Raw genomic sequence first — 16,857 nt, 5'->3', positions numbered from 1 at the left:
GGCTTCTCGGCGATCCCGCCTCAAGCCGTCGCGCTCTGATCCTCCAGCTGGTCGAGCACGGCCTCCGGCAGCGCCTCGATCGCCTGGGCCAGGCGCGGCGTATCGAAGCGCGGCAGCGCCGGGCAGGTTATGCGGGCGTCCTCAGACCGGTCCGGAAAATAGGGCGATGCCCAGCAGATGGGTCGGCCGCGGACCGTGGTCCGCGGCGAGCGGCAGCAGCAACCGCTCGAAGTACATCCGATCGCCACCGTCTTGGAAACAGTAGCGCGCATAATCGTGACACGGCACGCCGAGGCTGGCGGCGCGCTGGAAGGCGACGGTCAGCCCACCGAAGGCCTCGTCGGCCTCGGTGCCGTCATCCACCGCCTGGCCTGCCTGCGCGCTGTCCGGGCGAGCCGCCAGCGCGGCGCCGACCTGCAGGAAACGCAGCCGCGGCGGCGCCTCGCCATCCGGCTCGACCGCGACGGTATAGGCGTCGTCCGCGCCGGACAGCGCCGCGATCTCGGCCGGTGCGATCCAGGGCAGCGCCGTGCCGCCCAGCTCGTCGCGCCGCCGGCGCCAGGCGAAATAGGCCTCGCGCAGTTCCGCCCGGCTCAGCCGCATCAGCAGCCGGTCGTGCAGCGGCGCCGGCAGGCGGCCGAGCGCGGCCAGCACCTGGCGGCTGAATTCGGCGGCGGTGAAGGGCTTGCCGAGCACCACTTCGCCGTCCAGCGACTGCCGGTCGTTGAAACCGGTCAGGAACAGGAGGGGCACGCCCGGCCGGGCGGCACGCAACCGGCGCGCCAGTTCCTGGCCGTTGCCGCCAGGCATGGTGACATCGGTGACCACCAGGTCCAGCCGCTCCGCCGCCAGCGCCTGTGCCATCGCGGAGGCGACGCTGCTGGCCTCCAGCACCGCATAGCCCAGCTCGCGCAGCTGGCTCGCCGTCACCAGGCGGACCTGGTCGTCGTCGTCCACCACCAGCAGCGTCGCCGCGCCGTGCAGCGCCGGGTCGGGCTCGGCCGGGGCGTGGCCGGGAGTCGCGGCGTCCTCCGGCGCGGCGCGGGGCAGCCAGATCTCCGCCGTGGTGCCCTCGCCCGGGGCGCTCAGCAGCCGCAGCGCGCCGCCGGACTGCTGGGCGAAGCCATGCACCATCGCCAGGCCCAGCCCGGTCCCCTTGCCGCGCGGCTTGGTGGTGAAGAAGGGCTCGGCCGCCCGGGCCAGCACCTCCGGCGGCATGCCGGTACCGCTGTCGCGCACCGTGAGGACGACATGGTCGGCCCGGCCATCGAGGCCCGGCGGCCGGGCCTCGCCGCCCGCCGGGGCGTTCCTGACGGTCACCAGCAGCCCGCCCGAGCCCTGCATGGCGTCCCGGGCGTTCATCGACAGGTTGAGCAGCGCCACTTCCAGCCGGTGCGGGTCGGCAAGCACCGGCCAGGTCCCCGCCGCCGCCTCGACCGACAGCGTCACCCCGCTGCCGACCGCGCGGCGCAGCATCTGGTCGGTATTGGCCAGCAGCGCGACGGGGTCGACCAGCACCGGCAGCAGGTCCTCCCGCCGGGCGAAGGCCAGCAGCTGGCGGACCAGCGCGGCGGCGCGTTCCGCCGCGCGCTCGCCGTTGCGGGCCAGGTCGATGACCCGCTCGTTGCCCTCGGCGCGGCGGGTGATCAGCCGCAGGCTGCCCATGACCGCGGCGAGGACGTTGTTGAAGTCGTGCGCCACGCTGCCGGTGAGCTGGCCCAGCGCCTCCAGCTTCTGCGCCTGGACCAGCGCCGCCTGGGCCGCCTCGCGCCGCTGCATCTCGGCCTGCAGCGCGGCGGCGGCCTCGGTCAGCGCACGGGTCCGCTCGGCGACGCGGGTTTCCAGCTCGGCATTGTCGCGCGCCAGCGCGGTCTCGACGATCTTGGTCGCGGTGACGTCGAGGGTGACGCCGAGCATGCGGGTGGCCCGGCCGCCCGGCTCGCGCAGCACCACGCCGCGGGCCAGCAGCCAGCGTGGCTCGCCCTCTGGCGCGGCCACCCGGTACTCCGCCTCGTAGCTGTCCACCCCGCCGAGCGCCGCGGCCACCGCGGCCTCGATCGCCGCGCGGTCGTCGGGATGGATCGCGGCATGCCAGTTCGCATGGCTCGGCTCGTCCCGCACCGGGTCCAGCCCGAGCAGGCTGAAATTCCGCGCCGACCAGCGCTGCGTGCCGCTGGCGAGGTCCCAGTCCCAGATGCCGATGGCCGCCGCATCCTGCGCCAGGCGCAGCCGCTCCTCATTGTCGCGCAGCGCCGCCTCGGCCCGCGCCCGTTCGGACGCCTGCCAGGTGCGGTCGAGCGTGGTGCGCGCCAGCTCGATCTCGGCCGCGGTCCAGCCCTGCGGCGCCGCCCGCAGCAGGAACAGCATGGCGCGCAGCCGGCCGTCCTGCCGCAGCGGGACCGCGAGCGAGGCGCGCGCACCGAGCGCCTCGAAGGCCTGCTGCGCCACCGGGCTCCCGGCGGTCAGCGGATCGGCGATGGCCACCGGGTTGCCCTGGAACAAGGGCGCCAGCCGCTCCGGCGGCAGGTCGGCGAGGCGGTGCCGGCCGCTGGCCGCCGTCCGCCCATCCGCCCGCCAGCCGCCCTCGACGACGACATGCACGCCGTCGGGCTCGACCGCGCCGAGGGCCGCATGCACCAGGCCGAGCGCCCGGCCGAGCGCCTCGCAGGCCGCGGCGGCGGTGTCCCGCACCGTCCGGCTTGCGCGCAGCCGCTCCTCCAGGCCGAGCAGGACATCGTCGCGCCAGGCCCGCTCGCGCCCCGCCGCCTCGGCCAGCCGGGCCTCGGTGACGTCGAAGACGACGCCGAACGCCCGCACCGGTCGGCCATCCGCATCGTGTTCGCGCCGCGCCCGCGCCTCCAGGTGCCGCAGCTCGCCGGTGTCCGGCCGGATGATGCGGTATTCGTAGCGGGCTTCCGCATCGCCGCGGGCGAGCGAGCGGGCCCGCTCGGCCGCGGTGCGCAGCCGGTCCTCGGGGTGGCGGATGGCCAGCCAGTCGGCCATCGGCATCGCCTCCGACCCCGGCGGGAAGCCGAACAGGGTCGGGGCGCCCGGCGCCCAGCGATAGGCATCGGTCCGCAGGTCCTGGACATAGCTGCCGACCCGCGCCGCGTCCTGCGACAGCAGCATCACCGCGGTGCTCTCGCGCAGCGCCGCCTCGGCCTGGCGCTGGGCGGTGACGTCGTGCACCGTCTCCAGCAGCGCCAGCGGCGCGCCGGCCGGGCCGCGGCGCAGCACCTTGCGGCTTTCGACGATGCGCGTCTCGCCGTCCCGGGTGCGTTGCCGGAGATCGCTGGCCCAGCTGCCGTCGCGCTCCAGCCCGGCCCGGCCCGCGGCCTGGGGCGGCGGGAATTCGGTGTGCAGCAGGGTGTGGGAGACCTGGCCGATCGCCTCCTCGGCGGTCCAGCCGTACAGCCGCTCGCAGCCCTTCGACCAGAAGCGGATGGTGCCGTCGAGGTCGCACGCCATGAAGGCACCGAGGTCGAGGGTGGCCAGCAGCTCGCGCTGCCGCGCCTCGGTCTCGGCCAGCGCCGCCTCGGCCGCTTTGCGGGCAGCGATGTCCTCCAGCACCATGATGAACCGGTCCGGCCGTCCCGCCCCGTCGCGCAGCAGGGACACGGTCGTGGTGGCCCAGGCCAGCATGCCGTCACCCCGGCGGTAGCGCTTCTCCATCGCATAGGTCGGCACGCCGCCGTCGAGCAGCGCCCGCATCCGCTCAAGCTCGGCGGCGAGGTCGTCCGGATGGGTGATCTCCTGGAAGCGGCGCCCGAGCAGCTCCGCCTCGGCATGGCCGAGGATGGCGGAGGCCCGGCCGTTCACCCGCAGCCAGCGTCCGTCCAGCCCGACCTGGGCGAGGCCGACCGCGGCCTGCTCGAAGACGCCGCGGAACTCCGCCTCGCGCGCGGCCAGGGCGCGTTCCGCCTCCTGCAGCACGGTGAGGTCGATGGCGGCGGAGACCGGCAGGGGCCGTCCCGCCACATCCTGGCCGATGGCGGCGGCCTGGAACACCGGATATCCTGGCAGTCCGCCTTGCATCACCCGAACGGCCCGCTGGTGCTACGACTGGCAGCCGGCATGCCGCGGGACGGGGCCGTCGCCGGTACGGCGACGGCCAAGGCACCGGACCGGCACCATTGTACCGAGATGGTGTGCAACGCCATGGCTGACAGGAAAATACACTGCAACGAAGTCTATGGGAATAATTGAAGCTTCGTAATTCGCGTCGTGTGGTTCTGCGCCTGGCCGGTGTCGTTGCCCGGTTCACGCCCGCCCCGTGCAGGGATGGTTCAGCGTTCGATGTCCTCGATCGACAGGCCGAAGGCGGCGACGCCTTCCGCCAGCAGGTCACCTGCCATGTCCATGCCCAGCAGGTAGCCACCGGCATCCCCGGTCGCGTTGCGCTCGACGGCCAGGCGCAGCGCCTCCTCCCATTCCTCCGGGCCATAGTCGCCGCGGCCGACCCAGACGAGGGCAATGAGCGCCGCCTGCTCGTCGTCGTTCAGCCCGTCGATGAACTCGCGGAGGCTGTCCTCCGTCATGTCGTCCGGATTCTCCTGCAGCAGCGCCGCCTCGCTGTTGTCATCCTCGGAGAGCTGGTCGGGGTCGGTCTCCTCGGTCACCTGCAGGGCGCGGACGTGGTCGACCACGGTCGCCACCGTTTCCAGGCTGATACCGAGATCCACGTCGTCGTCGTCATCGGGTGTGCGTGCCATCACTGCGTCATCCCCAGGAAAGCCGGGTAAGGCCGCGAAGGCCGCTCCGGTTGCATGCCGGTTCCCCGCCGGGCCGGGAATCTTCCAGCGGGAACAGCATGGCGGAGCCCGGCGTTGGCGGACCAGCCGAATCGCGTCGGGACGGACGCCCAGCAAGGGCCGGTAAGTCATGCAGAGGATCCGCACGGGTGGCAGGCCGGGACGGTGCTGCGTCGCCATCGGGTTGCTGATCCTGGGATCGGCCATGCCCGGCCCGGCGGCGGCCGGGCTTGCGGTGGCGACGCCGCTGATGCGCATGGCGGGCTGCGGTCCGGCCATCGGGATGCCGGTGGCACGGGCGAAGCCGCGGCGGCCGCCGCCCCCCGAGGTGGAAGAGCCGCCGGCGATGGCCATGCATGCCTTCTACACCTGCGCCACCCCCCGGCCGCGGCCGGCCGGGCAGGGTTGGCGGGCGGTGGGCCCGCTGCGGCGCGGCTAGGCGAAATTCCCCGGAGTCCGCAGGCGGAAAAGTCGCCAGGCCGGCATTTCCATCACGCGACGCCGCCGCGCGAAGGGTGGCCCGGTCGACGAAAGCCTGCCGGGGACCGGCCCGGGCTCAGCCCTTCTTCGAAAGGTCGACCAGGCCGGCGAAGCCGGTTTCCGTCCCGAAGGCAAGGTGGGTCCCGGTGGCGTTCCAGCCGAGCGCCGAGATGCTGCCATGGCCGGGGGCGGCGACCGGCACGACCTTGCCGGAGGCGATCTCGGCCAGCAGCACCAGCCCGTCGGCGAAGCCGGCCGCGACCACCTCGTGCTGCGGGTGGCAGGCGACGGCGCTGACCAGCACGCCGTCGCCGCCGGCCAGTTCGGTCGGCGCCTTGCCCATCGGGCCGCCGCCGAAGAAGGGCCAGACCACCACGGCATCGGCGCCGCTGGTCGCCAGCCACTTGCCGCGGGCGGTGAAGGACAGGAAATGGGTCTTCGACGGGTAGCCCGACATCCGCATGTGCTGGCCATCCGCCAGGCGCCAGCCATGCAGGGCGTTCTCCTGCATCGCTGTTACCACATGGGTACCGTCCGGGCTGATGGCGATGGCGGCGTGGCTGCCCTTCCATTCCAGCACCCGCGGCTTGTCCTCCTTGCTGGCCACGAACCACAGCGACGCGCCGTTGTAGTGGCTGGCGGCGACCCGCTTGCCCTTGGCATCGAAGGCGATGCCGCCGACGGCCGAAGGGTGCGGCAGGATCTTCGCCTTCTCCCCCTTGGCGTCGAACAAATACAGCTGCTTGCCGACCGAGGCGGCACGGAGACCCGATTCGTGCGCCGCGACGTGCTCGACCCATTTCATCGCGCCGAGTCGGGCGAGTTCGGTGGTGGCGGCGTCGGGTGCGGTGCGGACCAGCCGGCCGTCGTCGCCGCCCGACAGGAATCCGTCCCTGGCATCGGCGCAGAAGGACAGCACCGCGCCGTCATGCGCCGCCGCGCTGGTCCAGGCGGCGTCGGGGTTGCGCGGCTGGGCGATGTGCACGCTGCCGTCGCCCAGGCCGAGGCCCAGGCTGCCGTCGCGTCCGAAGGCGAGGCCGACCACCCAGGCGCCGAGCTCCCGGCTGGTGCCCCGCGTATCGAGCAGGAAGTCTGCGGCGGCGGTCTCGCTCATGCCTCCACCTGGCAGCTCTCAAAGCCGCGGCGGAGCTGCGGGCGGTTCAGGTCGCGGCCGATGAAGACGATCTTCGACCGGCGCGGGTCGCCATCCTTCACCGGGCCGATGAAGTCGCCGTCGGCGATCATGTGCACCGCCTGGAAGGCGAAGCGGCGGTCGTCGCCGGCGTAGTAGAGGATGCCCTTGGTGCGCAGCAGGTCCTGGCCCTTCGCTGCCAGCAGCTGGGTCATCCAGGCGTTGAACTTCTCCGGGTCCACCGGGCGGGTAACCTCGAAGGACACCGACAGGATGTCGCCGTCGTGCTCGTGGTGGTCCTCGCCGGACAGGAATTCGGGCTCGCGCTCCAGGATGCGCTTCAGGTCGAAGGCCTCCCGCCCGATCACCGTCGAGATCGGCACGTCGGACTTGGTGCTGCGGCGGATCTCGGCATAGGGGTTGATGGCGCGGATGCGGCGCTCGACCTCGACCGCCTCGGCCTCCGAGACTAGGTCCATTTTGTTCAGGACGATGATGTCGGCGAAGGCGATCTGCTCCACCGCCTCCTTGCTGTCGGCCAGGCGGGCCGGCAGGTTCTTGGCGTCGACCAGGGTGACGATGGCATCCAGCCGCGTCGCGCGCTTGACGTCCTCGTCGGCGAAGAAGGTCTGGGCGACCGGGGCGGGGTCGGCGAGGCCGGTGGTTTCCACGATGATGCCGTCGAATTTGCCGCGGCGCTTCATCAACCCGCCGATGATGCGGATCAGGTCGCCGCGCACGGTGCAGCAGATGCAGCCGTTGTTCATCTCGAAGACTTCCTCGTCGGTATCGACGACGAGGTCGTTGTCGACGCCGAGCTCGCCGAATTCGTTGATCACCACGGCGTACTTCTTGCCGTGGTTCTCGCTGAGGATGCGGTTGAGCAACGTGGTCTTGCCGGCGCCGAGATAGCCGGTCAGCACGGTGACGGGGACGGGTGCGGTTTCGGACATGGGGAAGGGGGCTCCGCAGGGCGGGGAAGGATTGGGGTGGAATATGGGGCGGCCGGCGCCGGGGGGCAAAGGGGGTGGCCGCGGGGCGGCCCCGGCCGCAGACGAAAACACCCCGGCGGAGCGATCCGCCGAAGTGCCAAGGGCCAAGCCGCCGCGGCCGTGTCGGCTGCCCCTAAGCTGACACCCTGATGGCACTCAAGCCCGCGAAACGCCTAGACCTGGCCGAGCGCAAACGATGACATGCCGGGTGCGCCTATCGACACTGGGCCTCCACTGAAGCGCATTTCATGACACAGGTCGGCGGGGGCCAGCTTCACCTTATCCGCCTGGTGTGCGCCTCCGCCCGGTCTCCGCCGTGCCAATGTGCCAGCGCCCCGAGTAGGCAAATCGGTCGATGGTGCCGACGTGCTGGCGCAGGCGGGCGGCCCGTCCCCGATGGCCGCCGATCGTGGTTTCGAGTGCTGACATCGCAGCCGTCCGCGCGTGCAGAGGCTGCCGCCGGCACGCGCATGGGGCGCATAGGATGACATGAATGCACAACTTGAGCGCGTATTCTGACACTGCGGCACCGCGCGCAGCCCCCGGAATGTGGCATGAAGCGCAGCCACGATCGCCTGCGGCGGCGCTCCGGGACGCAGTACCGACGGGGCAGCGAACCTCTGCCAGGACGCGCCGAAGTTCCAGCCGCATGACCGGCGAGACGCTGGGCCGACATGGCCCGGTCAGGATCTTGAGGGCGAGGTCCCCGTTTTCGGCGACCGCTTGCACCGCCTCGTCCAGCCACAAGCCTCGCTATGTCATCGAAGCTGCTGGCCACGTTGAGGATGGAAGCGCGGATAGGGTTAGCCGACGCCCTGGACTGCATCGGCCGACAGTCTGGCGAAGCGGGAGGTAGTGGAAGACCCACGCGTCCGAGAAGCAGGATTCAAGGCGGTCAGGCGCTTCGGCACGATCTTTCGCCTGCGACACGCGTCGCCGCCTGTGGACGCGGGGGGGGCGGTTCGTGACAGTGACTGCTCCGAGGAGCGCATTTGCTGACACATGCATGCGCGAAGAGCACGCTTGGTGGCACCGGTGTTTCACACGAGCGCATCTGCCGACATTCGGTGCGCGGCGCGGGAGGGTGAAGGTTAGAGCGCTTTGCAAATCGAATGGGACACCGCTGCCCCTATGTCAGGGCTGAGCCGTACACGGTTAGGCCAAACTCGAGACTGGTCCTGTCTCGCTCCCACGGACACCCCGGATAGGCTGGAGGGTCCGAGAGGTGTCGATGGCGGAGGGCAATAGACAGCGGCCATCCTTTCCGGAAACGCTCAAGCTCGAGGCGGTGGCCGCGCTCCGCCTATGGCTCCGCGCGCCGGCCTCTGTCCCCGCCGCCTCTTGGCGTCCGTTAGATGACGTCAAGGCTTCCACCCCAAACAGTTGCTGCCCGGCTATGCCGGCGTGCTGCGCCGGGCCGAACCGGTGGCCATCGAGCGCGAGCATGTCAGCTTCACCCCCGACGGCATCCGGCTTCAGATCCTCCGTGGCAAGGCCGACACGGCAGGGCAGGACGCCTAGTCCGGCATTTCCCTCGGAAGCGAGCCTGAGACCTGTCTGGTCCATGCGCTGGAAGCCTGGCTGGACGCGAGCAGCTGCCGCTTCGGCCCGGTGTTCCGCAAGCTCAATCGCTGGGGCGATGTCGAGCCGGCGGCGGCTTCCAAGGCCGCCGTCATGGAAGGGAGGGGCCCCGTCACCGAAGCTCCTCGCCGCGCGCCGGGCAACCCGGTGTGGTTGCGTAGCGTTGCCCTGCGCGCGCCGCAGGGGCCATGCCGTGACTAAACGATTTCCCGCCACGGGCTTTCCTGGCCTGAGCCGAAGGCAATTCGGTCTGAGCCTCATCCTGCTTCTCGCCACCGGCTGCGAGGCCGAGGAACCCGCCGCCCTGCAGGTTGTGGGTGGCGATCCGGGCCGCGGCCCGGCGGTGATCCTCGCCGCGGGCTGTGGCGCCTGCCATGTCATTCCTGGGGTGCGCGGCGCCGTCGCCTGGGTCGGGCCGCCTCTCATGGAATGGTCGCGGCGCGGCTATGTTGGCGGCCGTTTGCCGAATACGCCGGAGAACCTGACCGCTTGGCTGCGCGACCCGCAGGCGATCTCGCCCGGTTCCGCCATGCCGGCACTGGGTCTGAGCGAGGCAGAGGCGCGCGATGCGGCGGCCTACCTCTTCACCCTCGGCGCCGGGCGCCTGCCGCCGGTGCCGGCCGGGTTGCCGCTTGGCCCAAATGAAGGCGGGCCGCGCGAGATGCCGCGGATCCGCCCGCGGGCTTGAGCCGGTACCCTGCCTGACGGCCCGCACCCGTCAAGCCGGGACCCAGTCAGCCGCAGCCCGACAGCAGCAGCGCCGGCACTGCCTGGAACACCACCGCCAGCGCCGCCAGCACGGCGGTGCTGGCGGCAAACCAGCGGGTGAAGCGCGGCTCCGCCTCGCCGCCCTCGGTCAAGGCCATTTCGGGGTCGGCCAGGGCCGGGCGCAGCACCAGGGCCAGCAGGGCCAGCGCCAGCAGGGTGGCCAACCCGACCAGCGCCGGCACCAGGGGCAGGCCGAGCAGACTGTCGGCCACCAGCCCCCGTTCGCAGGCCAGGGCACTGACCGCATAGACGGCGGTGAAATGCCCGGCCCAGACCACCAGCCCGGCGACCGAGAGTAGCACGCCGAAGACCGGCCGCGCCGTCATGCCAGCAGCCGCGGGAAGCCATGCAGCAGCAACAGCCCGACAACCCCCTGCCCGGAGGTGTAGAGCCAGAACAGCATGACGATGTCGAAGCTCAGTCGGCGCGTGCCATCCAGCATGCCGGCCCAGGCACGCGCCGCGACATAGAAGGCCATGATGAACGCCACGGACACATGCAGCCCCTGCCACACCAGCAGTGCATAGGACGCGGCGCCATGCGGGTGCAGGCTGGGCCGAAGCCCTGCCTGCCACAGCGCCAGGAGATCCGCCGCGAAGCCGCCCAGCAGCAGCAGGAGAGCCGCCGGCATCAGCAGGCCGGGCAACCCATCCCACCGACGCAGCGCGCGGGAGGCCAGCAGCACCAGGCCGGCGCTCGCCAGATAGCCGGCCAGCGCGGCGGCGCCCCAACCGAGCCGAGGCCGCTCCATCCCGGCGGGTGGCCACATCGCGTCGCCATTCACCAGCCAAAGGAAGAGGTAGCTGCCCATGGTGCAGGTATAGGCCGTGCCGCTCACCAGCATCAGGCAGACCATGGCCCACCAGGAGGTGGCGAGCGGACCGGTGACGTAGTTCGGCAAATCCAGCCCCGCGCCGATGCCGCCCTGGCGTGCCGGCAGCGGACCGAAATCGGTCCCGGTCCAGAGCCAGCGGAGGAAGCCGGCCAGGGCCACCAGGCCGAAGCCCGCCGCCGGCACTACCGCCGAGACCGCGAGCGAGAGGAAGAACCCGGCGGTGCCCAAGGCCGCCACCAGATGCGCGAAGCCTGGGCCGGGGATGACGGCGACATATTGCGGCAGCGCTTCGGCCGGGCTGGTGACCAGCGCCTCCCGCCGGCCGGTCAGCGTGCCGGGCAGGAAGTGGCGGCCAGCCGCAACCTCCGTCCCCAGCCGCGGATTGTCCCAGAGCGGGTAGCGGCCGGTGATCTGGGGGATGCTGCGCAGGCCGAAATCCTCGCCCGGCAGCCACTCCGTCGTCCCGGCATTCCACGGGGAATGGTCGCTGCCCCGGGTCAGCCGGAAGTTGCGGGCGATATCGGTCAACAGCACCAGGCCGCCTACCAGTACCATCGCCGCCCCGGCCGAGGAGAGTGCGTTCCAGAGCTCGAGTCCCATGCCGGCGGGATAGGTGTAGATCCGCCGCGGCATGCCCATGAAGCCGGCGAAATGCATCGGGAAGAATGTCAGGTTGGTGCCGAGGAAGAGCAGCCAGAAGGCCCACTTCCCCAGGCGCTCCGACAGCGGCCGACCGATCGCCGGCGCCCAGTAATACAGCGCCGCCAGCAACGGGAAGACCATGCCGCCGATCAGCACGTAGTGCAGGTGGGCGACGATGAAGTAGGTGTCGTGCGCCTGCCAGTCGAAGGGGGTGGCGGAGACCATCACCCCGGTCAGCCCGCCGAGCACGAAGATGAAGAGGAAGCCGAAGACGAAGAGCGTCGGCGTGGCGACGCGCACCTTGCCACCCGCGGCGAAGGTGCCGATCCAGGCGAAGACCTGCAGGCCGGAGGGCACCGAGACGGCGAAGCCGGCCGCCGAGAAATAGGCCAAGCTCAGACCCGGGATGCCGGTGGTGTACATGTGGTGCACCCACAGGCCGAAACTCAGGAAGGCGGTGCCCACCAGCGCCGTCACCACCAGCCCATGCGCCAGCAGCGCGGTGCCCGCCATGGCCGGGACGATCATCGAGACCATGCCGGCTGCCGGCAGGAAGATGACATAGACTTCCGGATGGCCGAAGAACCAGAAGAGGTGCTGCCACAGCAGCGGGTCGCCGCCGCGCTCCGGCAGGAAGAACGGCCAGTCGAAGGCGCGCTCCAGCTCCAGCAGGGTGCTGGCGACGATCACCGCCGGGAAGGCGAAGACCACCATGGCGGCAAAGACCAGCATGGCCCAGGCGAAGATCGGCATGCGCCCGAGCGTCATGCCCGGCGCGCGGCAGCGCAGGATGCCCACAATGAGCTCAATGGCCCCGGCGATGGCCGAGATCTCGATGAAGCCGATGCCCAGCAGGTACATGTCGGTATTGATGCCGGGCGAATAGGCCTTGCCGGTCAGCGGCGGGTACATGAACCAGCCGCCATCGGGCGCCACCCCGAAGAACAGCGAGGAGAAAAAGGCCAGCCCGCCGATCAGGTAGATCCAATAGGCATAGGCACCCAGCCGCGGCGTCGGCAGCTCGCGCGCGCCGAGCATGGCCGGCAGCAAGGTGATGCCCACCGCCTCCACCGCCGGCACGGCAAACAGGAACATCATCACCGTGCCATGCATGGTGAAGACCTGATTGTAGGTCGCGGCGTCGATGAGGGTGAGGCCCGGCATCGCCAGCTGCGCCCGGATCAGCACGCCGAGAAGCCCAGCCAGCGTCAGAAACAGCAGGGCGGTGGCGACGAACAGAGGGCCGATCAGGTTGTTGTTGACCTCGCCGAGGGCGCGCCAGCCGCGCGGCCGCTCCCAGGCGGCGCGCAGCCGGCCGAGCTCGTCCGGCGGGCGCGGCAAGGGGTTGGGCAGCGCGTCGATGCCTGGCGCGGCGGTGCCCTCAGGCGGGCTCATCGCAGCGCCTCCAGCCAATCCGCCAGCGCCAGCAGCGCCGCACCTTCCAGCGCCCGGCCATAGGGGGGCATGGCGTTGCCAGGCTTGATGTCCTGCGTACCCGCGATCCAGCCGGTGAGGTTGCCGCGGTGGTTCTCCAGCATCCCGGCGCCGAGCGTCAGGCGCGCGCCGATGCGCGACAGGTCGGGCGCCAGCCGCCCCTGCCATTCCGTGCCGCGCACCGCATGGCAGGCGCCGCAGCCGGCCTCGCCGAAGATGCGCATGCCCTCCGCCTGGGCCGCCGTCGCCGGCGGCGGCACCGGGGCCCGCTGGCGGGCGACCCAGGCGGCAAAGGCGTCAGGCTCGTGCGCCACCACCGCGAAGGCCATGAAAGTATGCTGCACGCCGCAGAACTCGGTGCATTGCCCGCGCAGCACGCCGGTACGGTCCACCCGCAACCGCTGGCGGTTCACCCGGCCGGGGATCATGTCCATCTTGCCGTGCAGGTTGGGGATCCAGACGCTATGGATCACGTCGCCGGAGCTGAGCTGCAGCTCCACCTCCCGCCCCACCGGCAGATGCAGCTCGTTGGCGGTGACGGCGCCCTCGCCGAGATCGGGGTAGCGCACCTCCCACCAGTATTGCCGGCCGATGATCTCGACGCGCAGCGGCGCCTCGCCGCCTGGCAGGGTCAGGGCGCGGGAGATGCCGAGGGAATAGAGCAGCAGCGCTGCCAAGGTGACGGTGGGGAAGATAATGCCGCCGCCGATGACGAAGCGGCGCGAGCCCATGGCCCGGCGCAGCTTCCCTGGCGCCAGCAGCGCGGCGGCCAGGAACCCCATGGTCAGCAGGAAGATCGCCGTGCCGCCGAGGAACAGCACCCAGGTCAGCTCGGCAATGTGCCCAGCCTGCGGCCCCCAGGGGTCGAGCGGCGTTTGCTCGCCGGAACAGCCGGCGAGCAGCAGGAGGACGGCCAGCCGCCTCACGCCGCGAAGCGCCCGCGCCGCATCGCCACCACCAGCGCGCCGAGCGCCACCCCGGCGAAGGCCAGCCCGCCCGGCACCCACATCAGCAGCCCACCGAGTTGCTGGTCCTCGAGCGGAGTCAGGCCCCAGGCCAGTGTGGTGAACTCATGTGGCGGAAAGATCGGCCGCGGCGCAAAGGTCAGGAAAGCGCCGAGCGCTCCCATCTGCGCCGCGGTGGCGAGGCCGGCCGGCAGCACCGCCTCCGGCCGTGTCGCCGCCGCCAGCAGCAAGCCACGCCACAGCCACACGGCGGCACCCAACAGGCTGAGGTGCATCGCCCAATAGGCGAGGTCGGAGCGGAAGGTCGCGACATAGGGCCCGGGCAGGTGCCAGAGCCAGAGCAGCACCGCGAAGCCTCCCGCCGCCGCGGCGATGCCGCCCGCCGTGGTCGGCCGGCGCGGTGGGGCGAGACCGAGCGCCAGCAGCGGTGCCGCCGCCAGCAGGATGACCAGATGCTGCCCGACCCGGGCGGAGAACAGCGCGACGGACAGGCTGCAGAGTGGCGAGACCAGCGCCAGGGCCAGCACGGCCCATCCGGCCAGCAGGGCGCGCCGGTCCGCGATGCGTCCCCAAGCCAGTCCCAGCCCGGTGACCAGCGCGATACCCAGCAGCGGATCCCAATTCCAGGCCGTCCCGCCTGGCACGGGCGGTGCGCCGCAATAGGCCAGCCAAGCTGGATCTCCCGGCCACGCGCCCATCCCACTTCCCTTCTTCCTGCCTGGGCGTTCTCCTTGCCCGGGCGTTGCGCCCAGCTCGATTTCATCGGTGCCGGCCGAACCACCCTGATATCCGGCCGGGCGGCCACCTCAGTGTCTTGGGCGGGTTCGTCCGAGATGACTTTGCTGTAACGCGGTGCAAGCCGGAGCGGCTGCGTGGGAGAATGACGAATGATCGAGCGGGAGGTCGTGCTAGCGGGCAGCGGTGCGGCGCATCTGGCCGCCCTGCGCCACCTGGCCATGCGGCCCCTGCCACCCAGGATACGGCTGACCTTCCTGGTGCCGGAGCCGGAGCAGCCCTATTCCGGCATGGTCCCCGGCGTCATGGCCGGCCGCATCCGCCGTGACGCGGCCCGGGTGGATCTCGCCGCGCTGGCCCGCGCGGCGGGCGCCCGGCTGGTGCTGGGCCAGGCTGTCGGGCTGGATCCGGCAGCGCGGCTGCTGCGGTTGGCGGGCGAAAGGCCGCCGCTGCGCTACGACCTGCTCTCGCTGGCCATCGGCGCCGAGCCGGCCCTGGTGCCCGGCGCCGCCGAGCACGCACTGCCATTGAAGCCGCTGGGCCGCTTCCTCGATGTCTGGGTTGCCCTGGTGGCGGACCCGCCACAGGACCTGCTGGTGGTCGGCGGTGGCGCGGCGGGGGTGGAGGTGGCGCTGGCGGCCCGTGCCCGGCTGGGCTCTGGGCCGCGCATCGCCCTGCTCGCCCCGACCGGGCCACTGCCCCGGCTGGCGGCCGGCGCGCGACGGGCAGCCATCCGGGCGCTTGCAGCGGCCCGGATTGAGACGCTGGTAGGCGAAGCCGTGGCGGTCGAGCCGCAGCACCTGCACCTGGCGGGCGGCCGCACCCTGCCCTTCGGCGTCGCCCTCTGGGCCGCCGGGGCCGTCGCGCCGGCCTGGCTGGCGGAAACCGGACTCGACCTTGCGGAGGGCGGCTGGTTGGCCGCCGATGCCACCCTGCGGAGCACCGGCGACCCGGCCGTCTTCGCCGCCGGCGACGCCGGGGCGGTGCTGCCGCATCCCCGGCCGCGTAACGGCGTGTACGCCGTGCGCCAGGGCGTGCCGCTGGCTGAGAATCTTCGTCGGGTCCTTGCCGGGAAGGCGCCACGCCCCTTCCGGCCGCAGCGCTGGCACCTGTCGCTGCTGCTGGCGGGCGAGCGGGCGATCGCCGCCAAGGGGCCCTTCGGCATCGCCGGGCGCTGGGCGCTGCGGCTGAAGGACCGGATCGACCGTGACTGGGTGGCCAGCTTCGCCCGGCTGCCACCCTTCATGGCGCGGGCCATGCCGCAGCCCGCCATGCGCTGCGCCGGTTGCGGCGCCAAGGTGCCGCCGGCGGTGCTCGCCCGGGTGCTGGCCCGACTGCCACACTCGCCGGATACGGGCGTGCCGCTGGGGCTGGAGGCGCCGGACGATGCCGCGCTGCTGGCCGCGCCGGCGCCGGGCCGGGTCCTGGTGCAATCGGTCGATCATTTCCGTGCCCCCTGCGACGACCCCTGGGTCTTCGGTCGCATCGCCGCGTCGCATGCGCTGGGCGACATCGCTGCCATGGGGGGCGTGCCGCGCGCCGCCCTGGCGATCGCCGGTCTGCCGCCAGCCGCCGAACCGGTGCTGGAAGCCGATCTGCTGGCCATGCTTGCCGGTGCGCAATCGACGCTGGAGCCTGCCGGCGCCCGGCTGGCCGGAGGCCATAGCGGCGAGGCCGCAGAGGCCTCGCTTGGCTTCGCGGTGACGGGCGAGGTCGCACCCGAACTGGCGCTGCGCCGCTCCGGCCTCCGCCCCGGCGAGGCGCTGATCCTGACCCGCCCGCTCGGCACCGGCGCCATCCTGGCCGGCTGGATGCGCGGCTTCGGCCGGGGGCGGGATTGGGCGGCGGCGCTGGCGACGATGCAGCGGGACCCCTTCCCGGCTTCCCGCATCCTGCTGGCGCATGGCGCGACGGCGGCGGTTGATGTCACCGGCTTCGGCCTGCTGGGGCATCTGCTGGAGATGCTGCGGGCCTCCGGCTGCAGCGCCCTGCTGGATGCGGATGCGGTGCCGGCACTCGACGGGGCACTGGCAGCGCTGGCGGCCGGCTTCGCCAGCACCCTGCATCCGGGGAATGCCGAGGCCTGTGGCCCGCACCTGCTGGACGCCGACGGCATCGTGCCAGAGCGCCTTGCCTTGCTGCTGGACCCTCAAACCGCAGGCGGCCTGCTGGCCGGAGTGCCGGCGAGGCAGGCTGCGGCCTGCCTGGCCGCTTTGCGAGCGGCAGGCGAGGGTCCGACACTGATTGGCTGGACCATCGCAGGGCCAGCGCAAATTGCCTTGCAACCGGATCGAAGCCGTCGGCGTTCAGGTCCGGATGGAAAGCACGAGCGGCCGGGTATTGATGGTGCAGGAGAGCCGCTTCCGGCTGCTGCGGGATGACGGCCGTGGCTTGACCCTGGTGCTCGCCCCCTCGGCGGCGATTGAGCCGCAGGACCTGCCGCCGCTGACCCACCGCCGGGTGCTGGTCGATTGGCGGGACGCACCGGGGTTGACCGGTGGCACCGCCCACCGTGTCGAATTGCTCGACTGACCGGAGAGAC

Annotated in this window: 13 protein-coding genes; 5 read left to right on the top strand and 8 right to left on the bottom strand. The window is 71.9% G+C overall.

Going from position 1 to position 16,857, the window contains the following annotated elements:
* Nucleotides 1-141: 141 nt before the first annotated feature.
* On the bottom strand, nucleotides 142-4,008 hold the full coding sequence (locus ACFQS7_RS23000; RefSeq protein WP_380069480.1) for a PAS domain S-box protein: 3,867 nt from the start codon (nucleotides 4,006-4,008) through the stop codon (nucleotides 142-144).
* Nucleotides 4,009-4,286: 278 nt separating this feature from the next.
* The gene (locus ACFQS7_RS22995) at nucleotides 4,287-4,712 is read right to left on the bottom strand and encodes a DUF3775 domain-containing protein (protein WP_380069479.1); all 426 of its coding nucleotides are present in this window, start codon (nucleotides 4,710-4,712) and stop codon (nucleotides 4,287-4,289) included.
* Nucleotides 4,713-4,881: 169 nt separating this feature from the next.
* Between ACFQS7_RS22995 and ACFQS7_RS22990 the strand changes: the two genes are divergently transcribed.
* Nucleotides 4,882-5,190 carry a hypothetical protein gene (locus ACFQS7_RS22990; RefSeq protein ID WP_380069478.1) on the top strand — a complete coding sequence of 103 codons (309 nt, stop codon included), beginning with the start codon at nucleotides 4,882-4,884 and terminating at the stop codon, nucleotides 5,188-5,190.
* A 117-nt stretch (nucleotides 5,191-5,307) separates the two neighbouring features.
* Here ACFQS7_RS22990 and ACFQS7_RS22985 read toward each other — a convergent pair whose 3' ends face one another.
* Together ACFQS7_RS22985 and ACFQS7_RS22980 are read right to left on the bottom strand one after the other, a co-directional pair.
* Nucleotides 5,308-6,345, bottom strand: a complete 1,038-nt coding sequence (locus ACFQS7_RS22985; protein WP_380069477.1) for a WD40 repeat domain-containing protein — start codon at nucleotides 6,343-6,345, stop codon at nucleotides 5,308-5,310.
* A complete protein-coding gene (locus ACFQS7_RS22980) occupies nucleotides 6,342-7,316 on the bottom strand; it encodes a CobW family GTP-binding protein (RefSeq protein WP_380069476.1) in 975 nt (324 codons plus the stop codon). Before ACFQS7_RS22980 ends, ACFQS7_RS22985 begins: the two co-directional genes overlap by 4 nt.
* Nucleotides 7,317-8,738: 1,422 nt before the next feature.
* On the opposite strand from ACFQS7_RS22980, the gene ACFQS7_RS22975 reads away from it, so the two are divergent.
* Entirely contained in the window at nucleotides 8,739-8,876 is a 138-nt protein-coding gene (locus ACFQS7_RS22975; RefSeq protein ID WP_380069475.1) for a hypothetical protein, read from the top strand.
* A 253-nt stretch (nucleotides 8,877-9,129) separates the two neighbouring features.
* Nucleotides 9,130-9,624, top strand: a complete 495-nt coding sequence (locus ACFQS7_RS22970) for a c-type cytochrome (RefSeq protein ID WP_380069474.1) — start codon at nucleotides 9,130-9,132, stop codon at nucleotides 9,622-9,624.
* 46 nt (nucleotides 9,625-9,670) lie between these two features.
* Here the strand turns inward: ACFQS7_RS22970 and ACFQS7_RS22965 are convergent, their stop codons facing one another.
* The 4 genes from ACFQS7_RS22965 to ACFQS7_RS22950 are packed head-to-tail and all read right to left on the bottom strand — an operon-like array spanning nucleotide 9,671 to nucleotide 14,224.
* A complete protein-coding gene (locus ACFQS7_RS22965) occupies nucleotides 9,671-10,030 on the bottom strand; it encodes a hypothetical protein (RefSeq protein ID WP_380069473.1) in 360 nt (119 codons plus the stop codon).
* Entirely contained in the window at nucleotides 10,027-12,576 is a 2,550-nt protein-coding gene (locus tag ACFQS7_RS22960; protein WP_380069472.1) for a cbb3-type cytochrome c oxidase subunit I, read from the bottom strand. The genes ACFQS7_RS22965 and ACFQS7_RS22960 overlap by 4 nt, the downstream gene beginning before the upstream one ends.
* Nucleotides 12,573-13,541 (bottom strand): cytochrome c oxidase subunit II, encoded by a 969-nt coding sequence (gene coxB / locus ACFQS7_RS22955; protein WP_380069471.1) that lies wholly within the window; start codon nucleotides 13,539-13,541, stop codon nucleotides 12,573-12,575. Before coxB ends, ACFQS7_RS22960 begins: the two co-directional genes overlap by 4 nt.
* Complete coding sequence (locus ACFQS7_RS22950; protein WP_380069470.1) at nucleotides 13,538-14,224, bottom strand: cytochrome c oxidase assembly protein; 687 nt, start codon at nucleotides 14,222-14,224, stop codon at nucleotides 13,538-13,540. The genes coxB and ACFQS7_RS22950 overlap by 4 nt, the downstream gene beginning before the upstream one ends.
* A gap of 243 nt (nucleotides 14,225-14,467) precedes the next feature.
* Between ACFQS7_RS22950 and selD the strand changes: the two genes are divergently transcribed.
* Entirely contained in the window at nucleotides 14,468-16,696 is a 2,229-nt protein-coding gene (gene selD, locus ACFQS7_RS22945; RefSeq protein WP_380069469.1) for a selenide, water dikinase SelD, read from the top strand.
* Nucleotides 16,659-16,847: a hypothetical protein gene (locus ACFQS7_RS22940; protein WP_380069468.1), complete on the top strand. Its 189-nt coding sequence runs from the start codon at nucleotides 16,659-16,661 to the stop codon at nucleotides 16,845-16,847. Before selD ends, ACFQS7_RS22940 begins: the two co-directional genes overlap by 38 nt.
* Nucleotides 16,848-16,857 lie beyond the last annotated feature (10 nt).

It is taken from the genome of Dankookia sp. GCM10030260, from assembly GCF_042666655.1.
Classification (GTDB): Bacteria; Pseudomonadota; Alphaproteobacteria; order Acetobacterales; family Acetobacteraceae; genus Paracraurococcus.
This window is presented reverse-complemented; position numbering and strand designations above follow the sequence as displayed.

Coding starts and splice junctions, on each gene's coding strand:
- ACFQS7_RS22980 (WP_380069476.1), bottom strand. CDS start 7,316: ATGTCCGAAACCGCACCCGTCCCCGTCACCGTGCTGACCGGCTATCTC.
- ACFQS7_RS22965 (WP_380069473.1), bottom strand. CDS start 10,030: ATGACGGCGCGGCCGGTCTTCGGCGTGCTACTCTCGGTCGCCGGGCTG.
- selD (WP_380069469.1), top strand. CDS start 14,468: ATGATCGAGCGGGAGGTCGTGCTAGCGGGCAGCGGTGCGGCGCATCTG.
- ACFQS7_RS22940 (WP_380069468.1), top strand. CDS start 16,659: ATGGTGCAGGAGAGCCGCTTCCGGCTGCTGCGGGATGACGGCCGTGGC.
- ACFQS7_RS22995 (WP_380069479.1), bottom strand. CDS start 4,712: ATGGCACGCACACCCGATGACGACGACGACGTGGATCTCGGTATCAGC.
- ACFQS7_RS22990 (WP_380069478.1), top strand. CDS start 4,882: ATGCAGAGGATCCGCACGGGTGGCAGGCCGGGACGGTGCTGCGTCGCC.
- ACFQS7_RS22960 (WP_380069472.1), bottom strand. CDS start 12,576: ATGAGCCCGCCTGAGGGCACCGCCGCGCCAGGCATCGACGCGCTGCCC.
- ACFQS7_RS22985 (WP_380069477.1), bottom strand. CDS start 6,345: ATGAGCGAGACCGCCGCCGCAGACTTCCTGCTCGATACGCGGGGCACC.